Annotated in this window: 14 protein-coding genes; 10 read left to right on the forward strand and 4 right to left on the reverse strand. The window is 48.9% G+C overall.

Annotated elements, in window-relative coordinates; genetic code table 11:
• Nucleotides 1-79: 79 nt before the first annotated feature.
• The 5 genes from ATN88_RS14710 to ATN88_RS14725 all read left to right on the forward strand — a co-directional run bounded on the left by ATN88_RS14710 (nucleotide 80) and on the right by ATN88_RS14725 (nucleotide 12,670).
• Nucleotides 80-8,710 carry a retention module-containing protein gene (locus tag ATN88_RS14710; protein WP_232313235.1) on the forward strand — a complete coding sequence of 2,877 codons (8,631 nt, stop codon included), beginning with the start codon at nucleotides 80-82 and terminating at the stop codon, nucleotides 8,708-8,710.
• A 23-nt stretch (nucleotides 8,711-8,733) separates the two neighbouring features.
• Entirely contained in the window at nucleotides 8,734-9,258 is a 525-nt protein-coding gene (locus ATN88_RS27465; RefSeq protein WP_232313273.1) for a type I secretion C-terminal target domain-containing protein, read from the forward strand.
• A gap of 166 nt (nucleotides 9,259-9,424) precedes the next feature.
• Complete coding sequence (locus tag ATN88_RS14715) at nucleotides 9,425-10,168, forward strand: glycerophosphoryl diester phosphodiesterase (RefSeq protein ID WP_067417331.1); 744 nt, start codon at nucleotides 9,425-9,427, stop codon at nucleotides 10,166-10,168.
• Nucleotides 10,169-10,291: 123 nt separating this feature from the next.
• The gene (locus ATN88_RS14720; RefSeq protein ID WP_067417342.1) at nucleotides 10,292-10,768 is read left to right on the forward strand and encodes a Dps family protein; all 477 of its coding nucleotides are present in this window, start codon (nucleotides 10,292-10,294) and stop codon (nucleotides 10,766-10,768) included.
• A 399-nt stretch (nucleotides 10,769-11,167) separates the two neighbouring features.
• A complete protein-coding gene (locus tag ATN88_RS14725; RefSeq protein WP_067417345.1) occupies nucleotides 11,168-12,670 on the forward strand; it encodes a PKD domain-containing protein in 1,503 nt (500 codons plus the stop codon).
• A 56-nt stretch (nucleotides 12,671-12,726) separates the two neighbouring features.
• Here ATN88_RS14725 and yccS read toward each other — a convergent pair whose 3' ends face one another.
• Nucleotides 12,727-14,901, reverse strand: coding sequence for a YccS family putative transporter (gene yccS, locus ATN88_RS14730; RefSeq protein WP_067417614.1), 2,175 nt, complete (start codon nucleotides 14,899-14,901; stop codon nucleotides 12,727-12,729).
• Nucleotides 14,902-15,101: 200 nt separating this feature from the next.
• On the opposite strand from yccS, the gene ATN88_RS14735 reads away from it, so the two are divergent.
• Both ATN88_RS14735 and ATN88_RS28330 read left to right on the forward strand, forming a co-directional pair.
• Entirely contained in the window at nucleotides 15,102-16,340 is a 1,239-nt protein-coding gene (locus ATN88_RS14735) for a UvrD-helicase domain-containing protein (protein WP_269748165.1), read from the forward strand.
• Nucleotides 16,304-17,182, forward strand: a complete 879-nt coding sequence (locus tag ATN88_RS28330) for a 3'-5' exonuclease (protein ID WP_269748166.1) — start codon at nucleotides 16,304-16,306, stop codon at nucleotides 17,180-17,182. Before ATN88_RS14735 ends, ATN88_RS28330 begins: the two co-directional genes overlap by 37 nt.
• Nucleotides 17,183-17,214: 32 nt before the next feature.
• On the opposite strand, the gene ATN88_RS14740 is transcribed toward ATN88_RS28330, so the two are convergent.
• Nucleotides 17,215-18,672, reverse strand: a complete 1,458-nt coding sequence (locus ATN88_RS14740) for an HD-GYP domain-containing protein (protein WP_067417348.1) — start codon at nucleotides 18,670-18,672, stop codon at nucleotides 17,215-17,217.
• Nucleotides 18,673-18,745: 73 nt separating this feature from the next.
• A complete protein-coding gene (locus tag ATN88_RS14745) occupies nucleotides 18,746-19,225 on the reverse strand; it encodes a hypothetical protein (RefSeq protein ID WP_067417349.1) in 480 nt (159 codons plus the stop codon).
• A 352-nt stretch (nucleotides 19,226-19,577) separates the two neighbouring features.
• Between ATN88_RS14745 and ATN88_RS14750 the strand changes: the two genes are divergently transcribed.
• The 3 genes from ATN88_RS14750 (at nucleotide 19,578) to ATN88_RS14760 (ending at nucleotide 21,808) form a co-directional block, all read left to right on the forward strand.
• Nucleotides 19,578-20,312: a PilZ domain-containing protein gene (locus ATN88_RS14750; RefSeq protein ID WP_067417350.1), complete on the forward strand. Its 735-nt coding sequence runs from the start codon at nucleotides 19,578-19,580 to the stop codon at nucleotides 20,310-20,312.
• 108 nt (nucleotides 20,313-20,420) lie between these two features.
• The gene (locus ATN88_RS14755; protein ID WP_067417352.1) at nucleotides 20,421-21,041 is read left to right on the forward strand and encodes a chemotaxis protein; all 621 of its coding nucleotides are present in this window, start codon (nucleotides 20,421-20,423) and stop codon (nucleotides 21,039-21,041) included.
• Nucleotides 21,042-21,067: 26 nt separating this feature from the next.
• Nucleotides 21,068-21,808 carry an oxygen-binding di-iron domain-containing protein gene (locus ATN88_RS14760; protein ID WP_067417358.1) on the forward strand — a complete coding sequence of 247 codons (741 nt, stop codon included), beginning with the start codon at nucleotides 21,068-21,070 and terminating at the stop codon, nucleotides 21,806-21,808.
• A 65-nt stretch (nucleotides 21,809-21,873) separates the two neighbouring features.
• On the opposite strand, the gene ATN88_RS14765 is transcribed toward ATN88_RS14760, so the two are convergent.
• Nucleotides 21,874-22,284 carry a BLUF domain-containing protein gene (locus ATN88_RS14765; RefSeq protein WP_067417361.1) on the reverse strand — a complete coding sequence of 137 codons (411 nt, stop codon included), beginning with the start codon at nucleotides 22,282-22,284 and terminating at the stop codon, nucleotides 21,874-21,876.
• Nucleotides 22,285-22,328: the final 44 nt, after the last annotated feature.

A 22,328-nucleotide genomic window follows, 5' to 3' on the forward strand; every position in this document is an offset into this window, starting at 1 on the left:
TAAGCCTCTGATCGTTAAACTCAACGCATATTAACTTGGACACGAATTCGCGACACTCGTCGGCAGGTAGGGAGCACATATGATAGGTCATGAGTTTGACTCAGCACTGAAGGTTGAAAGCGTAAACGGGCAGGCTTACTTAGTTTCAAACGATGCAAGAATCATCGGTCTTCGCGCTGGAATGCTGGTTGAGGCAAATCAAGTCATGCTGACAGGCGCAAACAGCTCCGTCATCGTTTCTTCAGAAGGGCAGCGATTTGTCATTGATGATAAATGCGCCTCATGCCTTGTGCCTTTTTCCGAATCGGATATTTCAGTCGCCTCACAACCTCATAGCTTGACCTTCAACGACGAAGCCTACGACGATAACAGTCTTGCGAATTTGGACGTTGCTCAGCTACAACAACTCATTTTGGATGGCATCGATCCTACCGAATTGTTTGAAGAAGCGGCCGCAGGTGGAGAAGGTGGTTCGTCTAACGCAGGCTTTGTGGTGGTTGAGTACCTCAATGCAGCCACACTGACTGAAGCGGGATTTGATACCTTGGGCCCAAACAGTGGTGGTGATAATCCGCTCGACTTTCTTGGTGGAGACGATGATGATGGTTTCCGTCGCGTAGGGGATGACGGCAGTGGCAGACCGCCTGCTGCGCCGCCAAGACCAGACATTGACGCTGAAGGTGGTCAGTCTGTGGCTCTCTCTATTACAGAGGGTGACTTGGATGATGCCAGCTACGGTGCACCCGCTGTCAGCAGTTTTGAGATTGAAGGCGGCACGGAAAACTTACTGCCAGGCTCACTGCAAATCGCCCCAAGTGATTTAGCCGCGTTTGAGGCAGAACTTGCGACACTGACGTCTAATGGCGAACCGGTTGTCTTCACTCGACAAACCAGCGTTGACAGTAATGGCGTGGGCACCTTTGTGCTAACGGGAACTGCCAATGGCGAAACCGTGGTGACACTGACCTTAGTGGCTACGCAAAACGGTACGGGCCTGTCCGTCAACGCCACACTTCAGCAATTCGCCCCTCTCGATCATAAAGACGGCACAGGCACTTACGTTAACGTTGATGGCAATACCATTTCCATCAATATGCCGCTACAAGTTGCTGACAGCGGTGGGGATCTTATGAATAACCCCGCGACCATTTCGATGGAAAGCAATGATGGTGGCTTGCCCGCGGCAGGGACAGCACAAGTCGAAATGGTTGAACCCAATGCCGGGCCAGATGAAGAGCAGACTGCTTCCACGTCAGACGGTATTGACTTGGGAAGTGATGAGATTGCCAGCATCATTTTTGATGCGACAGAAGCGGCTGCGCAGTTTGCGGGTGTGACGAGCCATGGGCACCCGACAGAGGTGTCGGTCTCTGCTGATGGCAGTGTTATTACATTGAAAGCGGATTATGACGGCGATGGCACTTTCGAGGAGACTACGCTCGAGATTTCGCTGACACCATCGACCACATCGGGCGAACCCCCGAAGTTCGAAGTGAAACAATATCACCCCATCGACCAGCCAGATGACGGTACGGACGACAAACAACACGACTTTGTGTTGCCTTACAAAGTGGTCGACGCTGACGGTGATGAAAGCGGTGAATCTACCGTTACCTTCGTCATCAAGGATGGTGAAATAGCGACGGGCGGTGAGCAGTTTGATTCTGATGGCAATCAAACAGAGTTCTTTGCGCTGCAAGAGCGTCAAACGCCAAACACCTATGATGCGAGTGCCGATCCGAACGAAACAGAAGGGACTGTCGAGATAAAAGCAGCGAGTGACCGTCTGCTGCCTGACACCATTTCTATCGATGATGTGGATGCGTTTAAAGAAGACCTGATGTTGCTGAAAAACAATGAAGGCAACACGATTGATAACGTCACCATCACGACCAGCCCTGATGGCAAAACCATTACTATTTTGGCGACTATCGGCTCAGAACCTGCACTTGAAATCGTGCTGACGGCATCGCAAGCCGCCGACGATTTAAGCGTGGATGTCGCTACAACCTTCAAACAATATCAAGCACTCATTCACCCAAGTGACGCAAGCGACCACATCACCAATGAAGACTATGTCTCTGTAGATGACAAGCACTTAGACATTCATATCCCGCTTCAGCTTGAAGATACGGACGGTAACAAGCTTGTTGATGCCAACGATCAAGATACAGAGGCACCGCAGCTTATCTCGTTGCGAGTGGTGGATGACGACTCTACCACCTTCGGTATTACGTCCACAGAGCCAGTGGTTGTGGAAGAAAGCAGCATCGACGATGGCACTGGTGAAAATGAAGGGTCGCAAAGCGCGGGCACACTTAATATCGACACAGAAGATGACAGTGGTGAAGCGTTTGATTTAGACCCAGACAACCAAGCTGGCGATGACATTGACAACTTCTTCTTTAAGTCTGACTATGTAACTTATCCGCTAGATGGTCCACAGGCTGGAGATACAGTGACCGCGAGCGGTTTCCCTGTCTTTCTCGATCAACGACCTGAGAACTCTACGACCTATCCGAAAACCTATTTCGGGGTGGCGTTTGATGAAGACACTGGCGACAACCGTGATGTATTCAAAGTCACGCTTAATCAAGACGGAACCTTTGAGTTTGAGTTGCTCTCTGCGCTTGACCATCAAGCGGGAGATGGCGAAAACACCCTGACATTTGAGCTGAGTGCTTTCACGGTCGATGCTGATGGCGACGAGTCTGGCAAGATTCGTGTTCCTATCACGGTCAAAGATGACGTTCCTCGAACGCAAGACACGATTGAAGTAGAAGTGGTGGATTCATCATCGTCTACGGTTACTGCATCAGTCGATGTCTTCAACATCACCGACCCAACAACGCCGTCTAACATTACCGATTTGCAAGGTGCTGACGGTGCACGTATTTCTCATATCAGCTTTGATGGTACCACTTGGATTGAAGTTAGAAACCGCTCTAACGAGGAAATAGACCTCGTCCATGACGGCGAAGTGATTGGTGTTATCAAGTTCAACACCCGTGATAACCCGGGGGAAATGACCTTCGAGTTTAACGCAAATATTGATAACCCTGTTTCGGTGCTAGAAAAGCCAATCCATTACCGTGTAACAGACGGTGACGGTGATACCGCTGAAGGCGAAGTGACGCTGACGTTGAAAGACCAAGCACCCATCATCACGGTCACGACCAATGCCGACGGTGAGATTGAAGGTGTTGAAGACCAAGGTCAGCTCAATACGGATACCGAAGACGGTGGCGTCGATGCGACCAACGGTATTCCTATTAACGTGCAGCTTAATATCGGCGACAACGACTTGGGCGAAGCGTACGACGATGCCGGTCAATTGGTGTTGGATGGTGAAGTGACCATTATGCCAAAAGATGTGACCGACGTGGGCGGCACCTTCTACTTCAATGGCACTGAGATCCCGCAAGACGGCGATGGAAACATTGTGCTTTCTAGCAATATGTTTACGGCGTCGGGCACGACGGCACCTATCATCTTCACGCTGCAAAACGTCACGTTTATTCCTGACCCAGACTACTCCGATTACAACAACACAGATCTTATTAAGTTCGACGTTGAGGTAAACGTAAATGGGCACGATGCGCAGACGCAAAGTGATCTGATCAAAATCAGTGTCGAAGGCGTTGCTGACACGCCAAGCGTGAGTCTGATTGGTGATGCTGCCGATGGTGTGTTTGAGCTTAAAGAAGACTTTGACCCATTTGGTACTCCTCTGACAGATCCCGCGCAGTTTGTCATGTCGGACTTGATTTCGGCATCGCTGCAAGACACCGATGGCTCTGAAACACTCAAATTGGAGTTCACATTAAACCCAGATTCGGGGTCATTCCAAGGCGGTCAAATCGTCAAGGTTGGTGACACGTGGGTGTTGAACGATCCTTCAAGACTCAATCAGGTGCGCTTTATTCCTGAAGACGATTTCAGTGGTGACATCGAGCTTGGTATCAAAGCGATTTCGACAGAAGGTACGCCAGTGCAATCCGGTTCGGAAACCGCCGAAGCGACCGAAACATTGACGCTGCACGTTGAGCCAGTGGCAGACGATGCAAGATTGGTGGTGCGTCAGGTTGTCGGCAGTGAGGATGCAGGGAATGCTGATCCTGATCTGGCCGAAGGCGACGCCATTTCTCTGGCCAATGCGATTTCCTTAACGACGCTCGGGACAGATGACGATGGCTCTGAGTCTTTGTTCGTGCGCATTTCTGATATTCCAGACGGTGCAACCCTTCAATTGAACAAAGGTGGGACGCTGACCACTTTGTCGGATACCGACCGGGTTTCCGTTGATGACATTCAATATCTAGAGTTCGTGCCGCCGGTTCACAGCAACGAAACGGTGACCCTCAAAGTTGAAGGCATTGTTGTCGATTCAGCGACGAACTCTCCAGATGATGAACGCATTATCACTGCGCAAGACTTGGATATTCGGATTAAAGGTGTTGCCGACGATCCTGTCTTCAGTGTGGCGAACCCTGGCACTGATGAAGGAGAGTGGCAATACGATGCAGATACGGGCGTTGTGTCTACCACAGTGCCTGAAGATGGCGTCGATGGTGATGGTTTGGTTGCCATCGATTTTGAAGTGGTCTCGGGTGAGAAAGCACTTGCCGCTACAGACACGTCTGAAACCATCACGATGATCCTGACCAATGTCCCAGACGGCGTCACCTTTGTGACGAAAAATGGCTCAGATATCGAAGATGTTGAACTGGCGTTTGCAGGCTGGACAACCGATGGCAGTGGTATGTCTGTGCCAACTTATTCCGTTGACGTTTCGGTCTTTTCTGGTGGCGACGTATACCTAAAAATACCGCCACACTCGACCGAAGACATTCAAATTGGTGCCAAGTTGGTGGCGACAGAAAACGATGGCGATGTGAATGCCATTGAGACCACCATTGAGGTTAAGATTGATCCACCCGTGATTGATACCAATGACAACTACGTGAATTCTGAAACCCAAGGAAATGAAGACGCGTGGTTCGAGGTGAACTGGCAGCCTAATCTCGCTGCGGCACTGACAGGTGCGCCAGATTCCACCGCGCAAGGTGTTCAAGAAACAGTGGTAGGTGCGACCATTTCAGGTTTCGCGTCGACAGACAGCGTGAGACTGGTGAAAGGTGCAGACACAATCACACTGACACCAGATGCGAGCGGTACTATTGAGATTACTGAGGCACAACTTGCCGATGGCTATCGCCTTGAGATGATGCGCGAAGCTGACAGTGACGCAGATTTGGTGCTAACAACCAAAGTGACCGTTCGCCAAGAGGACTTTGAAGGCAATTCGACGGCTGAAAAAGAAATCAACGGTACCGTCAATGTCGATATTCGTGCGGTCGTTGAGCCAGACGGCAACCTTAGCTTTGTTGATGACATGGGCGCGCCGATTTCCGAACTGTCGACCGATGCGATGGGACAACTCAAACTGGAAAACGCGATCGACTTTATTCACGACGATCCAACCAGTGAAGAGTCACCGCTTAAGGTGTACGTCAGTGATTTACCGGAAGGTTTCTTCGTGACCAATGCGGTATACGACGGTGACGAAGGTTGGGTGCTGAACGACCCTGATGATTTCACGATTGTCGCGCCGCCAAATACGCCATTAACGCAAACGACTTTCACCCTAAGCGCGCTGGTGACGGATAAAGGTGATAACAGCGAAGGAGACACCAGCCTTGCAGAGCCTGTTTCCACAACGGTAACACTCAACTACCAGAACGCGTCAACGGATGCGACAGAGGCGCAAGCAGTAGGTGTTCCTGCCAGCATCGATATTGATGGTGATGAAGACAATCCTATCTCGCTTGAAGCATTGGGCAATGCCGTTACATGGCCAAGCGGTACGACGGGCGATGTTGAATTCGACTATGTCACTGTGGTGATAAACGGAGACGATATTCCGGCAGGCACAGTTATCGGTGGGGCGTTCTATCACCTTGAAAATGACACTTATGTATTTGAAGTGCCGGGACGTGTTGATACCGGAAACCCTTATGCATCTGGCTTTGATCTGTCAGGGCTTACGATCACTGCACCTGATGATTACGCAGGCACCTTGAACATCCCAGTAACCTTTGTGAGCTTGGACTCTAAGAGCGGCGACACTGAGGAAACGACCACAACCGTTAACCTGAATGTTCGTCCACTGGTCGATGTCGCGCCACCTACAGGCGACGACCAGCCTAGCGATAACACGCTCACCACTGAATTCACACTGACAGTCAAAGAAACCCAGGGTTTGAACAGTGAACAACAGCCGCTTGAGCCGGGTGACACAGAGACTGTGGTGTCTGGCGAAGCGTTGGAAGACGGCGTCGTGATCTTAACCTTGGGTAGCACGCTGGCAGATACTGACCAAGCCAATGGTGAAGAAAAAGTCACCTCGGTGACATTAGAAGTCACCAACGGTGCGGGTAAGTTCCAAAACGCAGCAGGTGACTTGGTTGATTCCATTACCTTACCAGAACCGCCAGACACCGAGGTCGGTGACATCAAATTTGTGCCGAATCCGGACTACAGCGGCGATGTTTCTATTTCGGCGTCGTTGACCATCACAGATACAGCGACAACCGGAACTGACTCGAAAGACATCGATACCGACTTCTCGTTTGAGGTGAAACCGGTTCACGATACGGTCACCTTTACTGATGACGGCACCGATCTTGGTGACACAGACGTCCTTGAAGTTGAAACGGATGAAGACAACAGTGTGTCGTTGGCTGATTTGGGTATCAAGTTTGTCGATACGGACGGTTCGGAGAAGCTGGAGTCCGTGTTAATCAACAATGTGCCAAATGGCTTCACCTTGTCATCACCGGCGTTGAATGCAGGAAACGGACAGTGGTTGATCCCAGCAACGGCGATATCAGATGTTACCTCTTTGTCCCAGATCACGGTCAATCCGCCCGCAGACTTTAGTGGTGACGTTCAGTTCAGCGTCACTGTGTTTACGTCCGACAGCGGCGTCATCAATCCTGATGGTTTTAGTCAGACAGTAGAAATGACAGTCAATCCTGTTGGCGATGGAGCCAATGCCAATGTGGTTGCGACGGCTTCCGGTGTCGAAGATTCAGATATTGACCTCGAATTGGAGATCTCAGCCAGAGATGACAGTGACAGCGTGGGAGGCACTCAGCCTCCGGGTGCGGTGGTGAATGAAAACGACCCTGAAACGCTGTTGATTACCGTGTCTGGCGTCCCTGCTGGTGGCAAGTTAGTGTTGCCAGCAGGTGTTGATGGCACGGTCACACCAGAAACATCGACAGGTGGTGATGTACAAATCACGATAAATGCGCAGCAGCTGAATGACCTTACTTTTGTCCCACCGGCTGATGCCAACGGACAGTTTGTATTGGATTTGGCGATTCAAACCGTCGACAACGGCGAGGTGTCGGCGGATGTGGTGAATAAACAAGTTACCGTGAATATCTCTGCCGTGAATGACGAGCCGGTTAATATCCTTGCCGACAGCTATGAGTTCGACGAGGGTGGCGCGACAATCACCGACCTTCAAATTTCTGATGTTGATGCGGCGGACGGCACGGGCATCATGAACGTTGAACTGGTGGTGGGTACTGGCAGTTCACTGGCGATTGTGGGTGATTCTACAGGGATTTCAGTCACTGGTGACGGTTCGAACAAGCTGGTGCTGGAAGGGGACATCGACGCCATCAATACCTTGCTTGCTGCTGGTATTGAGTACAACTACACCAGCGAAGATGCGTCAGGCACTGATTCACTTACCATGACAACGCGTGACCGAGGGAATACGGGGTCGGGCGGTCAGAAATTCGATAAAGACACTGTCTCGATTGTTGTGTTGCCGAAAGCGGATACACCTGAACTCAATGCCGCACCTCAGCTTGCATCTATGCGTGCTGCAACTGGGGCATTGGTGCCATTACTTGGCTTGATGGCGACTTTGGTAGAGCCAGTGGATGACGAATTCACGTTAACGTTCGACGGGCTGGGTACCGTTGGTCAACTGGTTGATGCGTCTGGCACACCGGTTGGCACAGACAACGGTGATGGCAGCTGGACATTGAATCAAACCGAGTTGCAAACACTCACGCTGGAAGACCTAAACCTGACCTTCTCGGGCCAACCTACGGGTGCAGTCACCATCATTGCGAAATCAGACGTTGGTGATGGCGATCCAAAAGAAGCGACGATGACGTTGAACGTCAATGTGGTTGATACATCCACCACACCAACGCTGAATGACGATGTCTCAACAAGTGGCAATGCTGATTTGGTCGTGGATGGAAACCAAGCGACTCAAGTCTATGGCGGTGTGGGCGAAGATGTTATCGCTGGTGGTTTGGGTGAAGACATCCTCACTGGCGGTACTGGCGATGATGAAGCGTGGGGCGGCGACATTGGTGGAACCGGTGATGGCGTGAAAGACACCTTCAAGTGGGAGTCCGGTGACTTCGGCATGGCGTCAGCAGCGTCTACGGATGTTATTAAAGACTTTGAAACCGGTGTTGATGTCATTGATATCTCGGGTGCATTCAATACGACTGGCATGTTCACCTTCACTGATCTGGCGAACAGACTCGACATCCAAACCGTCGGTGATGACACACGGATCCAGATCTTTGATGATGCCAGTGCACCTATTCAAAACATCATCGTTGAAGGTGTCACCCTCAACGAATTGTTAGGGATGGATCGTCGGGACTGACACAAGATGAAGTATTGGAATCGATGCTCATGGCGGGTCAGCTTATTGTTTTCGATCCAACGACCATCCAATTCGGCACCGAAGCCGATGATACACTCACAGCGGACGATGCGGGTGAGCATGTCTTCGGCGGCGATGGTGATGATACGCTCCAAGCAGGCCTTGGTGATGACATTCTCGTTGGTGGCGAAGGAGAAGATATCTTCAAATGGACAGATGCAGGGGTCAGCGACACCGTTAAGAACACAGATACGGTGGCCGACTTTGAGTTGGGTGATCCAACGTCAACAGACAAGCTCGATATATCAGCGATCTTGCCTGACAGCGTGAGCAGCAGTTCCACCATTGAAGAGCTGTTGGAATACATTACGCCAGACGTGACGGGCGGCAACCTAACCCTCCATGTGTCGAAAACAGCGGGTGGGGATGTGGTGCAGGATATTGTGCTTAATGAAGTCGGACTCAATGATTTGGGGCTGGATGCGAGTGCAACCAATTCAGATATTCTTAATGAGCTGATAAAACAACAAGCACTGACGCTGGACTAATCTCTCCAACGTAAAAATGGCACCGTAATCACGGTGCTTTTTTTGCTGGCGAGAAAGAGAGCGTTGTTAATAAAACTATTAGCTGTGCCAAAATATTGTGAAATTAGACAATCACAACTGAAGTGTCAGTGTATATTGAATTTTCAGTTGGCGGAAAAGTAGAACAATGAAGACGTTATTTGCACATAGAGGTATGTCCTCACTGGCTCCAGAAAACACCCTTGCAGCTTTCTCACTCGTAAAAGAACACGGACTGAACTGGATTGAATGTGATGTCGATGTTCTTGCAGACGGCACCATTGTCGTCTGTCATGACGATTCTCTTGACCGATGTACTGACCGAACCGGTAGCCTTTACGACTTAACGCGAGAAGATCTTGATGATATCGACGCGGGAAGTTGGTTCGGAGATGCTTTCATCGGCGAGCCTATCCCAACGTTTGATCAGCTCATCGCTTTGGTCAACGAGCACAAGTTAAACATCAACGTAGAAATCAAGTCTTGCACGGCAGGCCAAGCGATGACGGAGAAGTTGATCAACGGTGTCATCAAAGGATTGGAAAATCTTCACCAAGATTGCGACTTATTGGTCTCCAGTTTCAACCCACTCGCCCTGTCTGAGTTTAAACGTAAAAGCCCTGAATCTGCGGTTGCGTGTCTTTTTGAAAAAGAGACATTGCAAAGCGACTGGCTGTCTATCCTCCAAGCATGCGGTGCAGAAGCGATTCACTTGGAAGATGGAAGCGTAACGAAAGAACGCGTTATCGAGATGAAGGACAAGGGCTACATGGTGAACGTTTACACCGTGAACAGTCTGTCACGCGCCAATCAGTTGTTTAACTGGGGTGTGGACGGTGTTTTCACTGATATCGGTCAGTCTTTCCCGTCGCGTTATCGTCCCTTGCTCTAATTGATAGGTTTTACCTATGCCAATAATGCAATGAGACGATTTCATCTATCGAAGTCGTAAGCGTATTCTGTATCCATAAGGTAAGGGAAACACCCTACCAACAAATAAACAGGGGATATGACTATGACTTCGATTAACATCGGTATTGCGGAAAACGACAGACTAGAAATTGCTCAAGGCCTCAAACGACTGCTCGCAGACTCTTACACACTTTACTTGCAGACACACAACTTCCATTGGAATGTGACCGGTAAACAATTCCGTGAACTGCATGTGATGTTTGAAGAGCAATACAATGCATTAGCACTGGCTGTAGATGAAGTTGCAGAACGTATTCGCACTTTGGGTGTTGCAGCACCTGGCACGTATAAAGCCTTCGCAGAATTGAGTGCTATTGAAGAAGTGGAAGGCGTTCCTTCCGCGGACGAAATGATTGATATTTTGACTCGTGGTCACGAGCAAGTTGTTCGCACATCAAGAGACGTGTTGAAAGTGGCACAAGATGCCAACGATGAATCGTCAGCGTCGCTGGTTTCAGACCGCATGCGTGAGCACGAAAAGACGGCTTGGATGCTAAGAGCAATGCGCGAAAACGGCTAATGCCGACCGGAAGATACCCTCAAAGGGCTGTGTGTAACACGGCCCTTTTTGTTTTCTGAATGTGTTCAAGCAACCTAAAGATGCAGGGTTCACGTTGTTTGGATGTATATGAAACTGATTTTAATAAACTTTATTTCAGTTCTTGGGTATGCATGACGTAAACGCCAAGATGTTCGACATTTCAAGAATGCAAAAGGAGGCAGAGTGGTCGAATTGCTACTTGGTCTCACTTTTGGAGCGACTGTGCATGCTTCTGCTAGCTAAAAATGGACGTTGATTTACAAAACGCATTTTAGAGTAGGCTGGCTCGCGAGGGAGATACACCGAACATCGTTGAGGTGTTGCTAGCGACATTCTGATTTGCATAAAGCAGCTATTTGGAATGGGAACTTTGACGTTATGTCCAAAGATGAGGCATTTTACAACCGCAATAATCTGAAGAAAATTTGGCGATACCTGCTTCGTATTTGGCATCAATTGCCCGCATGGCACAAGATTGGGGTGATGTCTGTTGCGCTGCTGACATCCATGACGGCAATTTGGCCTGATGATAATTTTGAATCCCTTGGGCAGCCTGAGCAGGAAAAAAGCCTCTCACCCTTCTTAGTGTCTCCCGCCAAGGCATACAGTGCTGCGTTACCGTCGTCTGCCGATGACGACGCCATATACTCGCCAGAAGGTACTTTGCCCAAAAAAGTGCGCAATAGCCTAACGACCAAAGCAGGGGACACATTTGGTCCTGAGAAGTTGGCTTCATCAAAGCAGTTGGTATCGTCATCTGTGCCTGCTGTTGCTAAATCAACGAGCAACATCATTCCGCTGAATGCACCAGCAAAGACAGGCTTAAACAGTGTGTCAGAGACAAATGCCGAGAAGAAAGCGGCGTTAAACGCGCAGCATCAACAGGGTGTCTCTCACTCCCTTCCTCGCCGAGCGCGCAGTGATCACACCAGCCAAGAGACACACGCGAGCGACGCGTTAGTACATCATGTATCAGATAGTGACATGCAGGATATTAATGATCCAAATGACGCTTCAGCCGACAAGGCGACACTGGCATCGACGCATCAACCTTCTGACAACGCACGAGAAAATAAAACGAGTCAGTACACGTCGCAAACGCCCGCCCGTATTGTCAGAACGCATCATGAGGCCGAACCTGCTCGGACTGCGTTATACAGCCATTCTCAACCTGCCCGAGCCGCCTATTATGCACCTAGTTCTCGACTTCGCGAGATTGCATATCGTGAGCCTGCAAAAGTGGAACATCTGAATTCAGGAAAAGCTCTGCGTTTTCAAAAAGACCAAGATGGGGAACTGGAAGAGTTTTATATCGAAGTCGACGGGCTGAATGTGTCGGCAAGAAATAACAGCTATGACCCAGACGGTAAAATCGTCCACCACTACTGGGATTATGGCAATGGTAAAGGCAGCCTAGACCAGTCGCCGAGTTGGTCGTACGACAAACCGGGAGACTATGAGATTTCATTGACCGTGTATGACGATGATGGTGCATCGAGCACTTACTCACATGTGGTGAGTGTTGATGACGGTAACGTCCTACCGAAAGCAGATTTCACGGTACAGACCATTGGTCTAGATGCGAAGGCAGACAACAAAAGCTTTGATGTTGATGGCGATATCGTGATGGCGCATTGGGACTTTGGTGATGGAAGAACCAGCGAGGCATTCTCGCCAGAGTGGCGTTACAAAGAGCCAGGTGCTTATGTGGTGACGCTAACCGTGTTGGACAATGTCGGTGCCAAAAATGCCTTCGAGCGACTGGTGCATGTGGATACGGGTAACATTGCGCCTGTAGCAAGGTTTACAGTGAGAACAGCGGCGAAAGATTCGAGTCTGTATACACGCCAACCTGATGGTACGTTTGCCAAATTGAAATGAAATTTTGGGGTTGCGTTGCCGAGCGAATTGCCATTCGCTCGGCATGGAGATCTAGGTTAGGATTTGGAACTTTTCAGAGCCTTTTGCGCCAGATCGTCAGTCAACTTGTGCATTTCAGGCAATATGCGGTGGATCAGGTGCAATTGCTGCAACACCATGCGCGCAGAACTGCTTTCTTCTTCACGCCAACGCTCCAAGTGCTTACCAAGTGCGCTGTCTAAGCAAGGCGTCATATCAACACGAGAACCTGACAGCTTCTCAATCAAACAATCTAATTCTTCGTGAATACCGCGATGGGCCTTAGAGACCAGCTCGTGAATACTGTCGTCGTCCATTTGCATTCGGTGGGCACCTAGCGTGGAGATATAGCTCAGCATGGCGTGGTTCAAGCAAAGGAAACGGAAGCTTTCGTCAATAGCAGTGCGGTAACGTCCGGGTTCCGCAAGCATATTACTGATGGCGGTGGTCAACTGTGCATCGTTATTATGTGCTTCTCGACGCGCAACACGATACGCGACAGTGTCACGTTTTCCGATCCGGTATTGGCCGATGATCTGTCCTAGGTAATCGCGGTTTGCCGCGACTGAATCTTTCATGATCCCGCGAAGTCTGTGTGCCTGCCAATCCGGGAGAATGTAACGCACCGCGATAACAGACAACAAACAGCCCGCCAGTGTATCGCCTAATCGAGGCAGTATGACCGCGAAGCCTTCACCGAGCTGGTTAAAGCACATCAAAACGAGCAGGGTGATAAATGCCGTTGCCGCAGCATAGTGTGTCGTACGGAAAGCAAAGAAAAGCACGCCGAACAGCACCATCAAGACCAACTGGCCTGTGAGATCAGGGAAGAATGTCAGCAACGGCAAGCCAATAATCAAACCCGCCAAGGTGCCCGTAATACGTTCCGTTAGCTTGCTTCGTGTCATGGCGTAGTTAGCCTGACACACAAAGAGAATAGTCAGCAAAATCCAATAGCCGCGGGTTAAATCGAAGCCCTGAATAACGGCGTAACCCGCAGCAAGTGCGACACTCAAACGGACTGCATGTCGGAACAACAATGACTTCGTGGTGAGCTGCGCGGCAATACGGGAAATCTTATCGCGAAAACCGTGTGCATCAGGGTCAGCAATCTCTTTGTCTTCATCTGTTTGCGTCGCTTCAGGGTTGCTGATGTTGGCAAGTTGACGTTCAACGGTCGCGAGGTTTCGGAACAAGTAATCCAGCTGCCCAAGCAACGGGTTCCATTCCGGGTTATTCTGCTCCTTGATGTACATCAGAGACTCATTGAGTTCGTCCAGTGCTTTCACACTCTCTTCACCGTGGCGATAAGGCTGTGACAAAGTCAGGCACTGAGAGACCTCTAAACACGCTTTTGCTTGTAATCGCATTAAATGTTGAAGGCGAAACAGTACATCGCTGTGGAAGAAGACGTCAGCCAATTCTTGATAGCGATAATGCGAGGAACTCGCTCGTTCGTGAATGTCTTGTGCAAGGAAGTAAATCTTAAGGAACTGTCTGCCTTCACTGCTCAAACGGCCACCTCGCACACGGTGCAGTAAGGTCGCTTTCGCGGCATTTAACGCGCTGACGACAATGGCGTTTTCTTTCGCATTGCGCAGGCGAAATGGCTGGGGCGTTAATCCACGCGTCGGGTGGAACATGTTGGACTTTTGTTCAAGATAACCAGACAGCGTTTTAAAGACCGAGGCCAAGCTTTGTTGAACAGGCTGCATTGGCCAGAACAAAAGCCAAATCAGAGAGATAGCGCCGTACCAAACCGCACCTGCCAACAGAAGAGAAGGCTGATACCAAATGGAGGGTGAATGGTGCGCGCCAAGCATGGTGTAAACCGCTATCAGGAGCGATGCAAAGGCGATGCTGGCATATCGGGGGCCAATGGCACCCAGCATAATGAAGCCGAAGGTTGAGCTGGTTAAACCCAGTACAAACAAAATGGGGTAATCAAAAAGCAATTCTACGGAGAGGGTGGCAATGGCGAAACAGAACAGGGTGGTTAACAAGGCCGAAATGCGGCCTGAAAAGTTGTCATCCGTTTCGGCCAACGCAGATGCGATTACGCCCAGAACAAGCGGGGTAATGGCTTCTGAGGCACCCAAATACCAACAGGGAACGGCAACACCGACTAACGCAATAAAAACACGGACACTGTAATTGATGCGGCTGTTTGCCCAGTACTCACGAAAAGAGAGAGAAGTGCGTTTTGAAATCATGACAGCATAGAGAGATAACAGATGACCGTAAGATAGCAGATTGGAATGCGCTTCCAAGGGATGAGATCAAAATCGTCCGCTATTTCTCTGTTTTATTCGGATTTTACCGTGCATATGCTGATGTTTTATCCAGTAGTGCATGAGAATACGGTCAGAACTTGCTATGCTGGCATTTCGACTCGCAACAATAGTTTACCGACATGATACTCAGTGCCAATCGCTTGGCTCAGTGGCTCGTTCAAGGTGACCGATTCAGCGTAAAGCTTGATGAGTTCAACCTTGTCTTCGAATCAAAGCACTTCACCGAAACCGTGCCTTTTTCTATTTGGGATGGCCAATGCCGAATCTCCCGTGGGTTGTGGTGGGGAAAAATTACTTTTATCGTGTCGCCGTCTGATCAACCTGCTAAATCCATTACTGTTCATGGCTTACCATGGCGTCAGTTGCAGGCATTTGCCGAGCATCTAACCGAATCCTATCAAGCTTGGCTTTCTAAGCAGCAGAGTAAGTTCTTTCTCGTTGAACCTGTGTTTAAAGCACTCACTGATGAGATGAATCAGTTTTCCGGCTTTGTGCGTGATGCGGATTTGACAGGCTGGAAAGCGCGAGCCGAGAAACTGCTAGAAGAAAGCGATGTTTCTCCACAAGTGATCGCTGCGTCGAATCCTGTGTTGTACCAATCTTTCTATGCGTGGCTTCAACAAGGTGATGCGAAGCGTGTTGTGAAAAACGACATTTGGAAAGAGGAACAACTAGAGCGTTGGTCCACCTGGTTTGATGGCGTGGAGTCTTCACCGCTCAACCAATCCCAGCGTGAAGCGGTGTTGATGGACGACAACCATAACTTGTTACTTGCGGGTGCAGGTTCAGGAAAAACCAGTGTCATCATGGCGCGCGCTCAGTACTTGGTGCAAAGCAAAACCACGCAAGCAGACAGAATTCTCATGTTGGCGTTTGGCAAGAAAGCCAGTGAGGAAATGCAAGAGCGACTTGCACGCGCACAATTGGCAAATGTTGAGGTTTCTACCTTTCATAGCTTTGCCATGCGCGTGGTGAAAGAGTTAAATGGGCAGGCACCTGTTATTTCTCCTTTGGCAACAGACGAAGAAGCCAAAATGAGTTGGATGACGTTATGGCTGGCGGAAAACTTGTCAGTTCCAGCCACCGAGAAACGTTGGCTAAAGCATCTTGAACCGTGGCAGGTAGCCGGCCTTTCCGCGGACAGACCGTTGGCCGAGCAAGCGCATGAGCCTCGATTGCATAAATGGCTGTGGCGACAACTGGATTTACTGAACCAGCAAAAAACGTCTCTGACCAATTTGAAAAAAGCAGTGAAAGGCGACGTCAAAGCAGAGAGTGAACTTGCACTTATCTGCCGTTGGCAAAGCACTATCAGGAGACGTTGGCTGCATCGAAAACGTACGACTTTGAAGGCCTGATTCGCGAAGCAACCAAGTTGCTTTCTAAAAAATCCGCTACGTTTGGCGCAAAATACGACCACGTGATGGTAGATGAGTATCAGGACATTTCTCCGTCGCGCATGGCTTTGTTGGAAGCGGTTTGTGGTGGGAAACGTGACCGAGCACCATCACTGTTTGCAGTCGGCGATGACTGGCAGGCGATATACCAGTTCGCCGGTGCAGACATTCGCTTAACGACAGAGTTTTTGCAGCGTTTCCCTAACGGTGTTATCCGCTATTTAGATACCACGTATCGCTTTAATTCTCAGATCGGTGCAGTCGCGAACGCCTTTATTCAAGCCAACCCTGCGCAGCTAGAGAAGCCGCTAAACAGTGTTGCTGTTCAAAAGAAAAAAGCCGTTTCCTTGATTGGTGAAGATGACATTCAAAGTGCCTTAGAGAAGGTTGCCAAAGAGGTGGGAGATAAATCCGCGTCAGTGATGTTTATTGGGCGGAATAACGCGAATAAACCCGACCAGTTTGCAACATGGCAAAGCGACTGGCCCTCGCTGCAGCTTTCTTATGTCACCGCGCATGCGAGTAAAGGTCTGGAAGCAGATTATTGTTTTATCGTGGATGTGAATGACGGGGTGTTTCCTGCTAAGAGTCGTGCCGAAGGGTTAGAAGCAGCCCTGCTATCTACTGACGATACATTTGAACACGCCGAAGAGCGAAGACTCTTTTATGTGGCACTGACAAGGGCAAGAAAAGCGTGTTGGGTATGCTGCCACCCTGAAAAGCCCTCAGTATTTGTTATTGAACTGGCGAGAGACTATCCGGTGGTGTCGAAGCTTTCACGCAAAGCATTGGCACTGAGCTAGCACCGCGATACTGGCGTTGATATCGAAAGATACTAGGCGGCATCCGCCTCTTTATCACGATACCTATCCGCTATCTCGGTAAACTCTTTCTCGCACACCAAGAAGGCATCCACGACGGCAGGGTCGAAGTGGGTGCCATTGCCTTCCAAGATGATGCTTTTTGCCTTTTCGTGGCTGAAAGCAGGTTTGTAAACACGCTTTGATATGAGCGCGTCGTAAACGTCTGCTAACGCCATTAGTCGGCCGGACAGGGGAATGTCTTCGCCAGCCAACCCTTTCGGATACCCTGAACCGTCCCATTTTTCGTGGTGGGTTGCGGCAATTTCTTTGGCAAATTGCAAGAAAGCAATGCCGTCCGCATTTTTCTCTGTAATGGAAAGCGCATCAGCACCCAATTGCGCGTGCGTTTTCATGATCTCGAACTCTTCATCCGTGTGTTTACCAGGCTTCAGCAAAATGGCATCGGGAATACCGACTTTTCCAACGTCATGTAACGGGGCTGATTTGTAGAGAAGGTCGATGGTTTCATCGGACAAATACTCGGCGTATTTCGGGGTTTTACGCATCTGAATAGCGAGTGCTTTGACGTAGCACTGAGTACGAAGGATGTGCGCGCCTGTTTCGTTGTCTCTTACTTCCGCCAATGTAGAAAGACCAATGATGGTGGCATCTCGCGCTTTGTTGATTTCATCGTAGCTGGTTTGAAGGTCTTGAAGTAACACGTTGGTGTAGTAAGCGACAATGCCCAGTTCACCAGAATGATTGTTGGGGAGCAGTTGTGTGAAATCCCCCTTGCATGCGCTGGTCATCGAGTGAATTTGCTTTTGGAGTTGCTTGTGAATAAGTGCAATACCGTTTTGAGTGATGACGGCGATATATGCGAGCACAATAATTGACACGTAAGCGAATTCTTTGAGGATGCTGTCGATGTCTGAGATGGCGGGCTTGTGTTCGGTGTGTTCTACAAGCCAGAGCAGATCTTTAGTGACCACCAAACCTAAAAGCACGGTAACCATAATCACCAGCAGCATGGCACCAAACCCCACTTGTTTGGCGAGAGGTACAACCTTATTTGGCATTTCAATGGTTGTTTTCTGGGGGGCCTCATAGCGAACGCTTGCAATGGTGAGGTCAAGACTAATGACAATGCCGAGTAATAGGAAACCAAAGATGACTTTCAGGTTGCTGTCCAACGGGAAGTTATAAAGCGCGTTGTACCATCCCGCCAGGCAAATACCGGCTAAAGCAAAAATCCCCATGTTGGTTGTCATGTTCACCTCTTGGTGGGTGACAGCGCGTATGAGTTGTCTTGCGAAAAAAAGCAGAATGAACACTGTCGCAGTCTGGATAAAGAGCACAGCAGGGGGGAGCGTATCGAGAAAAGGGCAGACGCGTGCACCATATAGGGTGAAGACACAAACGGCGGCAACATAGTGGAGTATGCCGCGCGTCGGCTTAAGGCGGCTTTCGTTCTCTGCTAGCTCTTGCATCTCGACTCTTGCCTGTTAGTGAATGAGCGTCTCAGGATTAAGACCTTGGATGTTTTTAGTATATTTCAAAATTTCACAGGCGCTTGATTCCACACTGAAATGACGCTTGCGTGTCTATTTCTCCAGTAATGACCACACGATATTCAAAAGGAGAGTAACTGCCTGTTGCAGGTGCATTAGGTTGACTGAGTGCTTGCTTAGTTAATGAGCCAAACGCTTTAAAAGTAGGGGAAGATTGTTGACCCGTTACCGCCATGCCGAGTTTTGTACAAAGGGTAATGCCTTGCATGAGTGAAGCTTGCAACGTGGTTTCGCTCATTTGGTTTAACGTCAAAATGGCAGAGTAGTCTTGCTCGTCGAGATATATACCGCCGCTTTCTAAAATCTGCATTTCTCCGTTATCGGTTTTCGTCCAATCATTAGCAAAACCCAGTAAAGAAAGGTTCTGCTTGATGGCACTGTCTTCGGAGGATACGGCAAGGTTATCGGATGCATGCAATGTGAACGGTGATGCAACAAAGGAAAGCGCGAGAAGTTGAATTAACGTTTTCACTAGACCATCCCAACATATTCATAGACTGGTCTTTTAAAGTGTAGCTCTTGTTGCGAAAAATGAACTTTGTCACATTTTTGGTTTGATGTTCTTACTTTATTGTTTTTTCTGATGGCAATTTTTAACGGTGTGAATAGAGAAGAATGGGTGTCAGATTAAGTGAACTATATCAACATATCACATTGAAATAATGTCATCTTTTGCCTATACGTTATTAATGCGAAAACTATAACTTGATGCGTTTTCTCAACTAGAGCATGTAAATAATGCTGACATAATCCAACGCATCGATCGTGGCGACAAACACAGAGTGCCGACGATCTTGACTGTGCATTACCGGCGAGGGTGTTAAATGAATACGAATTCTACGCAAATGAAAAAGCCGCCGGCGAAACAAAAAGAACGCGTCGTAATGGGGCTTCAAGCCATGGATTTTATCCAGCATGGTACCGAAGCTTCGCTAGATATCGTTACGCCATTGGGACAACGACTGCACTTCAAAGCAAACTTTATCGGCTTTGACGACCAGCAACACATCTTCTTCACTATGCCGAAATTGTCCAAGGGGGAATACGAAGAATTCTTTATGGAAGGGTTCAACGTCGACATCGAAGGTATTTCGGAACAAGGGGAAGGGGCACTCATTAAGTTCAGAACCCGTATTGAGCATGTCATTTACCGACCCGTGCAACTTTTGGTCTTTCCTGTTCCGCAACAAGCGAAGCTGGTTCTGCTCAGAAACGAAATTCGCTACGAGTTGCGTTTGCCGGGCGATATTCAGTTAACAAACCGTAAATTGCGAGTGGTACTCACAGATGTTTCGTCTGGTGGCTGTGGTTTTAGCTTTGATGCTATTTCGCCAGAGTTCGATGTGGACCAACGCATCGTGCTTGAAGTGGTCAACAGTGCAAACGGCGACACCTATGCGTTAAGCGGTGCGATAAAGAACGGACGTAAAAAACGGGGTAAGCAAACGTACGGCATGGTATTTGACGACCCAGGCAAAGCAAACTGCCGACGCTTACTTTCAGTGCTTATTTACGACGGCACAAAATACGTATTCAAAAATCCAAGGAAAGAGGCGTAGTGCGCGTTTAAATCAGCTAGATTAGCGATTTGGACTGGTACTTCAATACACTCAGACTGACCTTGTTATTTACGCTGTCGGGACGGTCCCTAATAGAAGCAAAAAGCAATGACAGAACTCACCTCGGAAAGTGATTTCGTCACAGCAGCAGTCGTGGCAGCGGAGCTTTTTAAGGCAAGGGAAATTGCCAACAACATCTCACTCACTGCAAGTAATGCCAGAGCGCTGGCATTGCGTGCGGGGCAAGGCGCGGCAGGCTTTCGCGCTATCACAGATTTCATCGATATGCTGGCAGACAGCACGGTGAAGACCTCTGATATTATCAACCTCAAAGCAGTGACAGTCAGCGAATTAGCGACGAAGTTGGAACGTTTAGAACGTGCAATCGAGTATTACTCAAAAGCTGCTAAAGCTATTGAAGACGGTGAGCATGTTGAAAGCATCCTCAATCCCCTGCGAGACATGAAAGCGCATCACGCAAAAGTGACACGGCAATTTTACCGAGAAGTCGACAAACTTTCCGACCTGTTAGAAAGCCTCTCAAGAGAAATAAAAACCGCTTCTGTGCTTTCCGCGATGTCTCGTGTGGAAGCGTCTCAGTCTGGAAAAGAGTACGAAGATGGACTCAATGTTGTTGCAGACAATGTTTCTGATGCGGCAGAGAAAATTCAGCAACACATCATGGTCTCACGCTCGCTGTGTTTTGATCTTGCGGACGACGCTTACTGATTGAATCCACCTTAAGGAAGATGGATATGTTAACGCACGAACTCTTTTCATCGGACACCCACCAATGGTTCATGTTTGGTCGTGATGAATCCAAGCCAGAAAAGATCATTGATACCAACCAATATATGATTCGTTCTCCCGGCAACGCATTACTCATGGATCCGGGTGGTATTGAGATATTTTCCTCAATGCTTGCATCGGTGGTTAAGCAGGTGCCGATTAACCAGATAAAGCACATTTTTGCCTCACACCAAGACCCTGACATTATTTCATCGTTGGGCTTATGGGATTCCGCCCTTAACGGCACCAAGCTGCATGCGCCTTGGTTGTGGGAAGGGTTTATTCGCCACTTTGGTATGCAAAATATCGAATACGCCCCGATTGCCGATGAAGGCGGCTGCATTGTGTTAAACGGCGTAGAAATCCGTTTTATACCTGCGCATTACTTGCATGCCTCAGGGAATTTTCATGTTTATGACCCGGTTGCGAAGATCTTGATGAGTGGTGATGTCGGAGCAGCGTTAGAAGCGGAAGGTGCGCCGCTAGAGGTCGGCGACTTCGAAGAGCATATTCCGAAGATGAAAGGTTTCCATCAACGATGGATGCCAAGCAATGACGCCAAAAATGATTGGATTCGTCGAGCAAGACAACTTGATATTCAAATGATGTGCCCTCAGCACGGACGGATCTTTACCGGTGATAATGTGGGCAAATTCTTGGATTGGTTTGAACAATTAGATGTAGGTACGGCGATCCGTAAAGTGTAAGTAGGCTCGAAAAGTAACCAGAGCACTCTGGTTACTGTATTCGATGAAATGCGTCGCTGGGCCTTTTACTCTCTGAATACCAGAAGCAAGTTGAGCGCTTCACCAGGGTCGATTTCGTGTTCTGGGTTGTCATCAAAGAAACGAATAAAGCCTTCCAAGCGAGGATCGTCTTCTCTGAGATGATGAAACCCCATGCTCCAGTCTTTAAACTGACGCTCGATAATGGTTTTTCGCATCAGTTCGACCACACCATAGTGTCGATTGTCCTGACAGATGGACTTGAACAATGGGTCCAATATGTCTTCTTCGCCCTCAATGACTTGAATGAAGTCGCCATCTTTATAGAGCAACATGCCCGTTACGCCTGCGGCTTCATTTTTTTGTCGAATGGCACCGAGCATGGTTTCCAATTCGTCGTCCGAAAACGGATGTTCTGCGCTGCTGATGTACACAATCTGTTTTAAGTTATCGCTCATCTTTTACTCCGAAAACCACACCCGTTTGTGGAAAGGTTAAAAGC

Origin of the sequence: Enterovibrio coralii, from assembly GCF_001559595.1 — a bacterium.
GTDB classification, from domain to species: domain Bacteria; phylum Pseudomonadota; class Gammaproteobacteria; order Enterobacterales; family Vibrionaceae; genus Enterovibrio; species Enterovibrio coralii.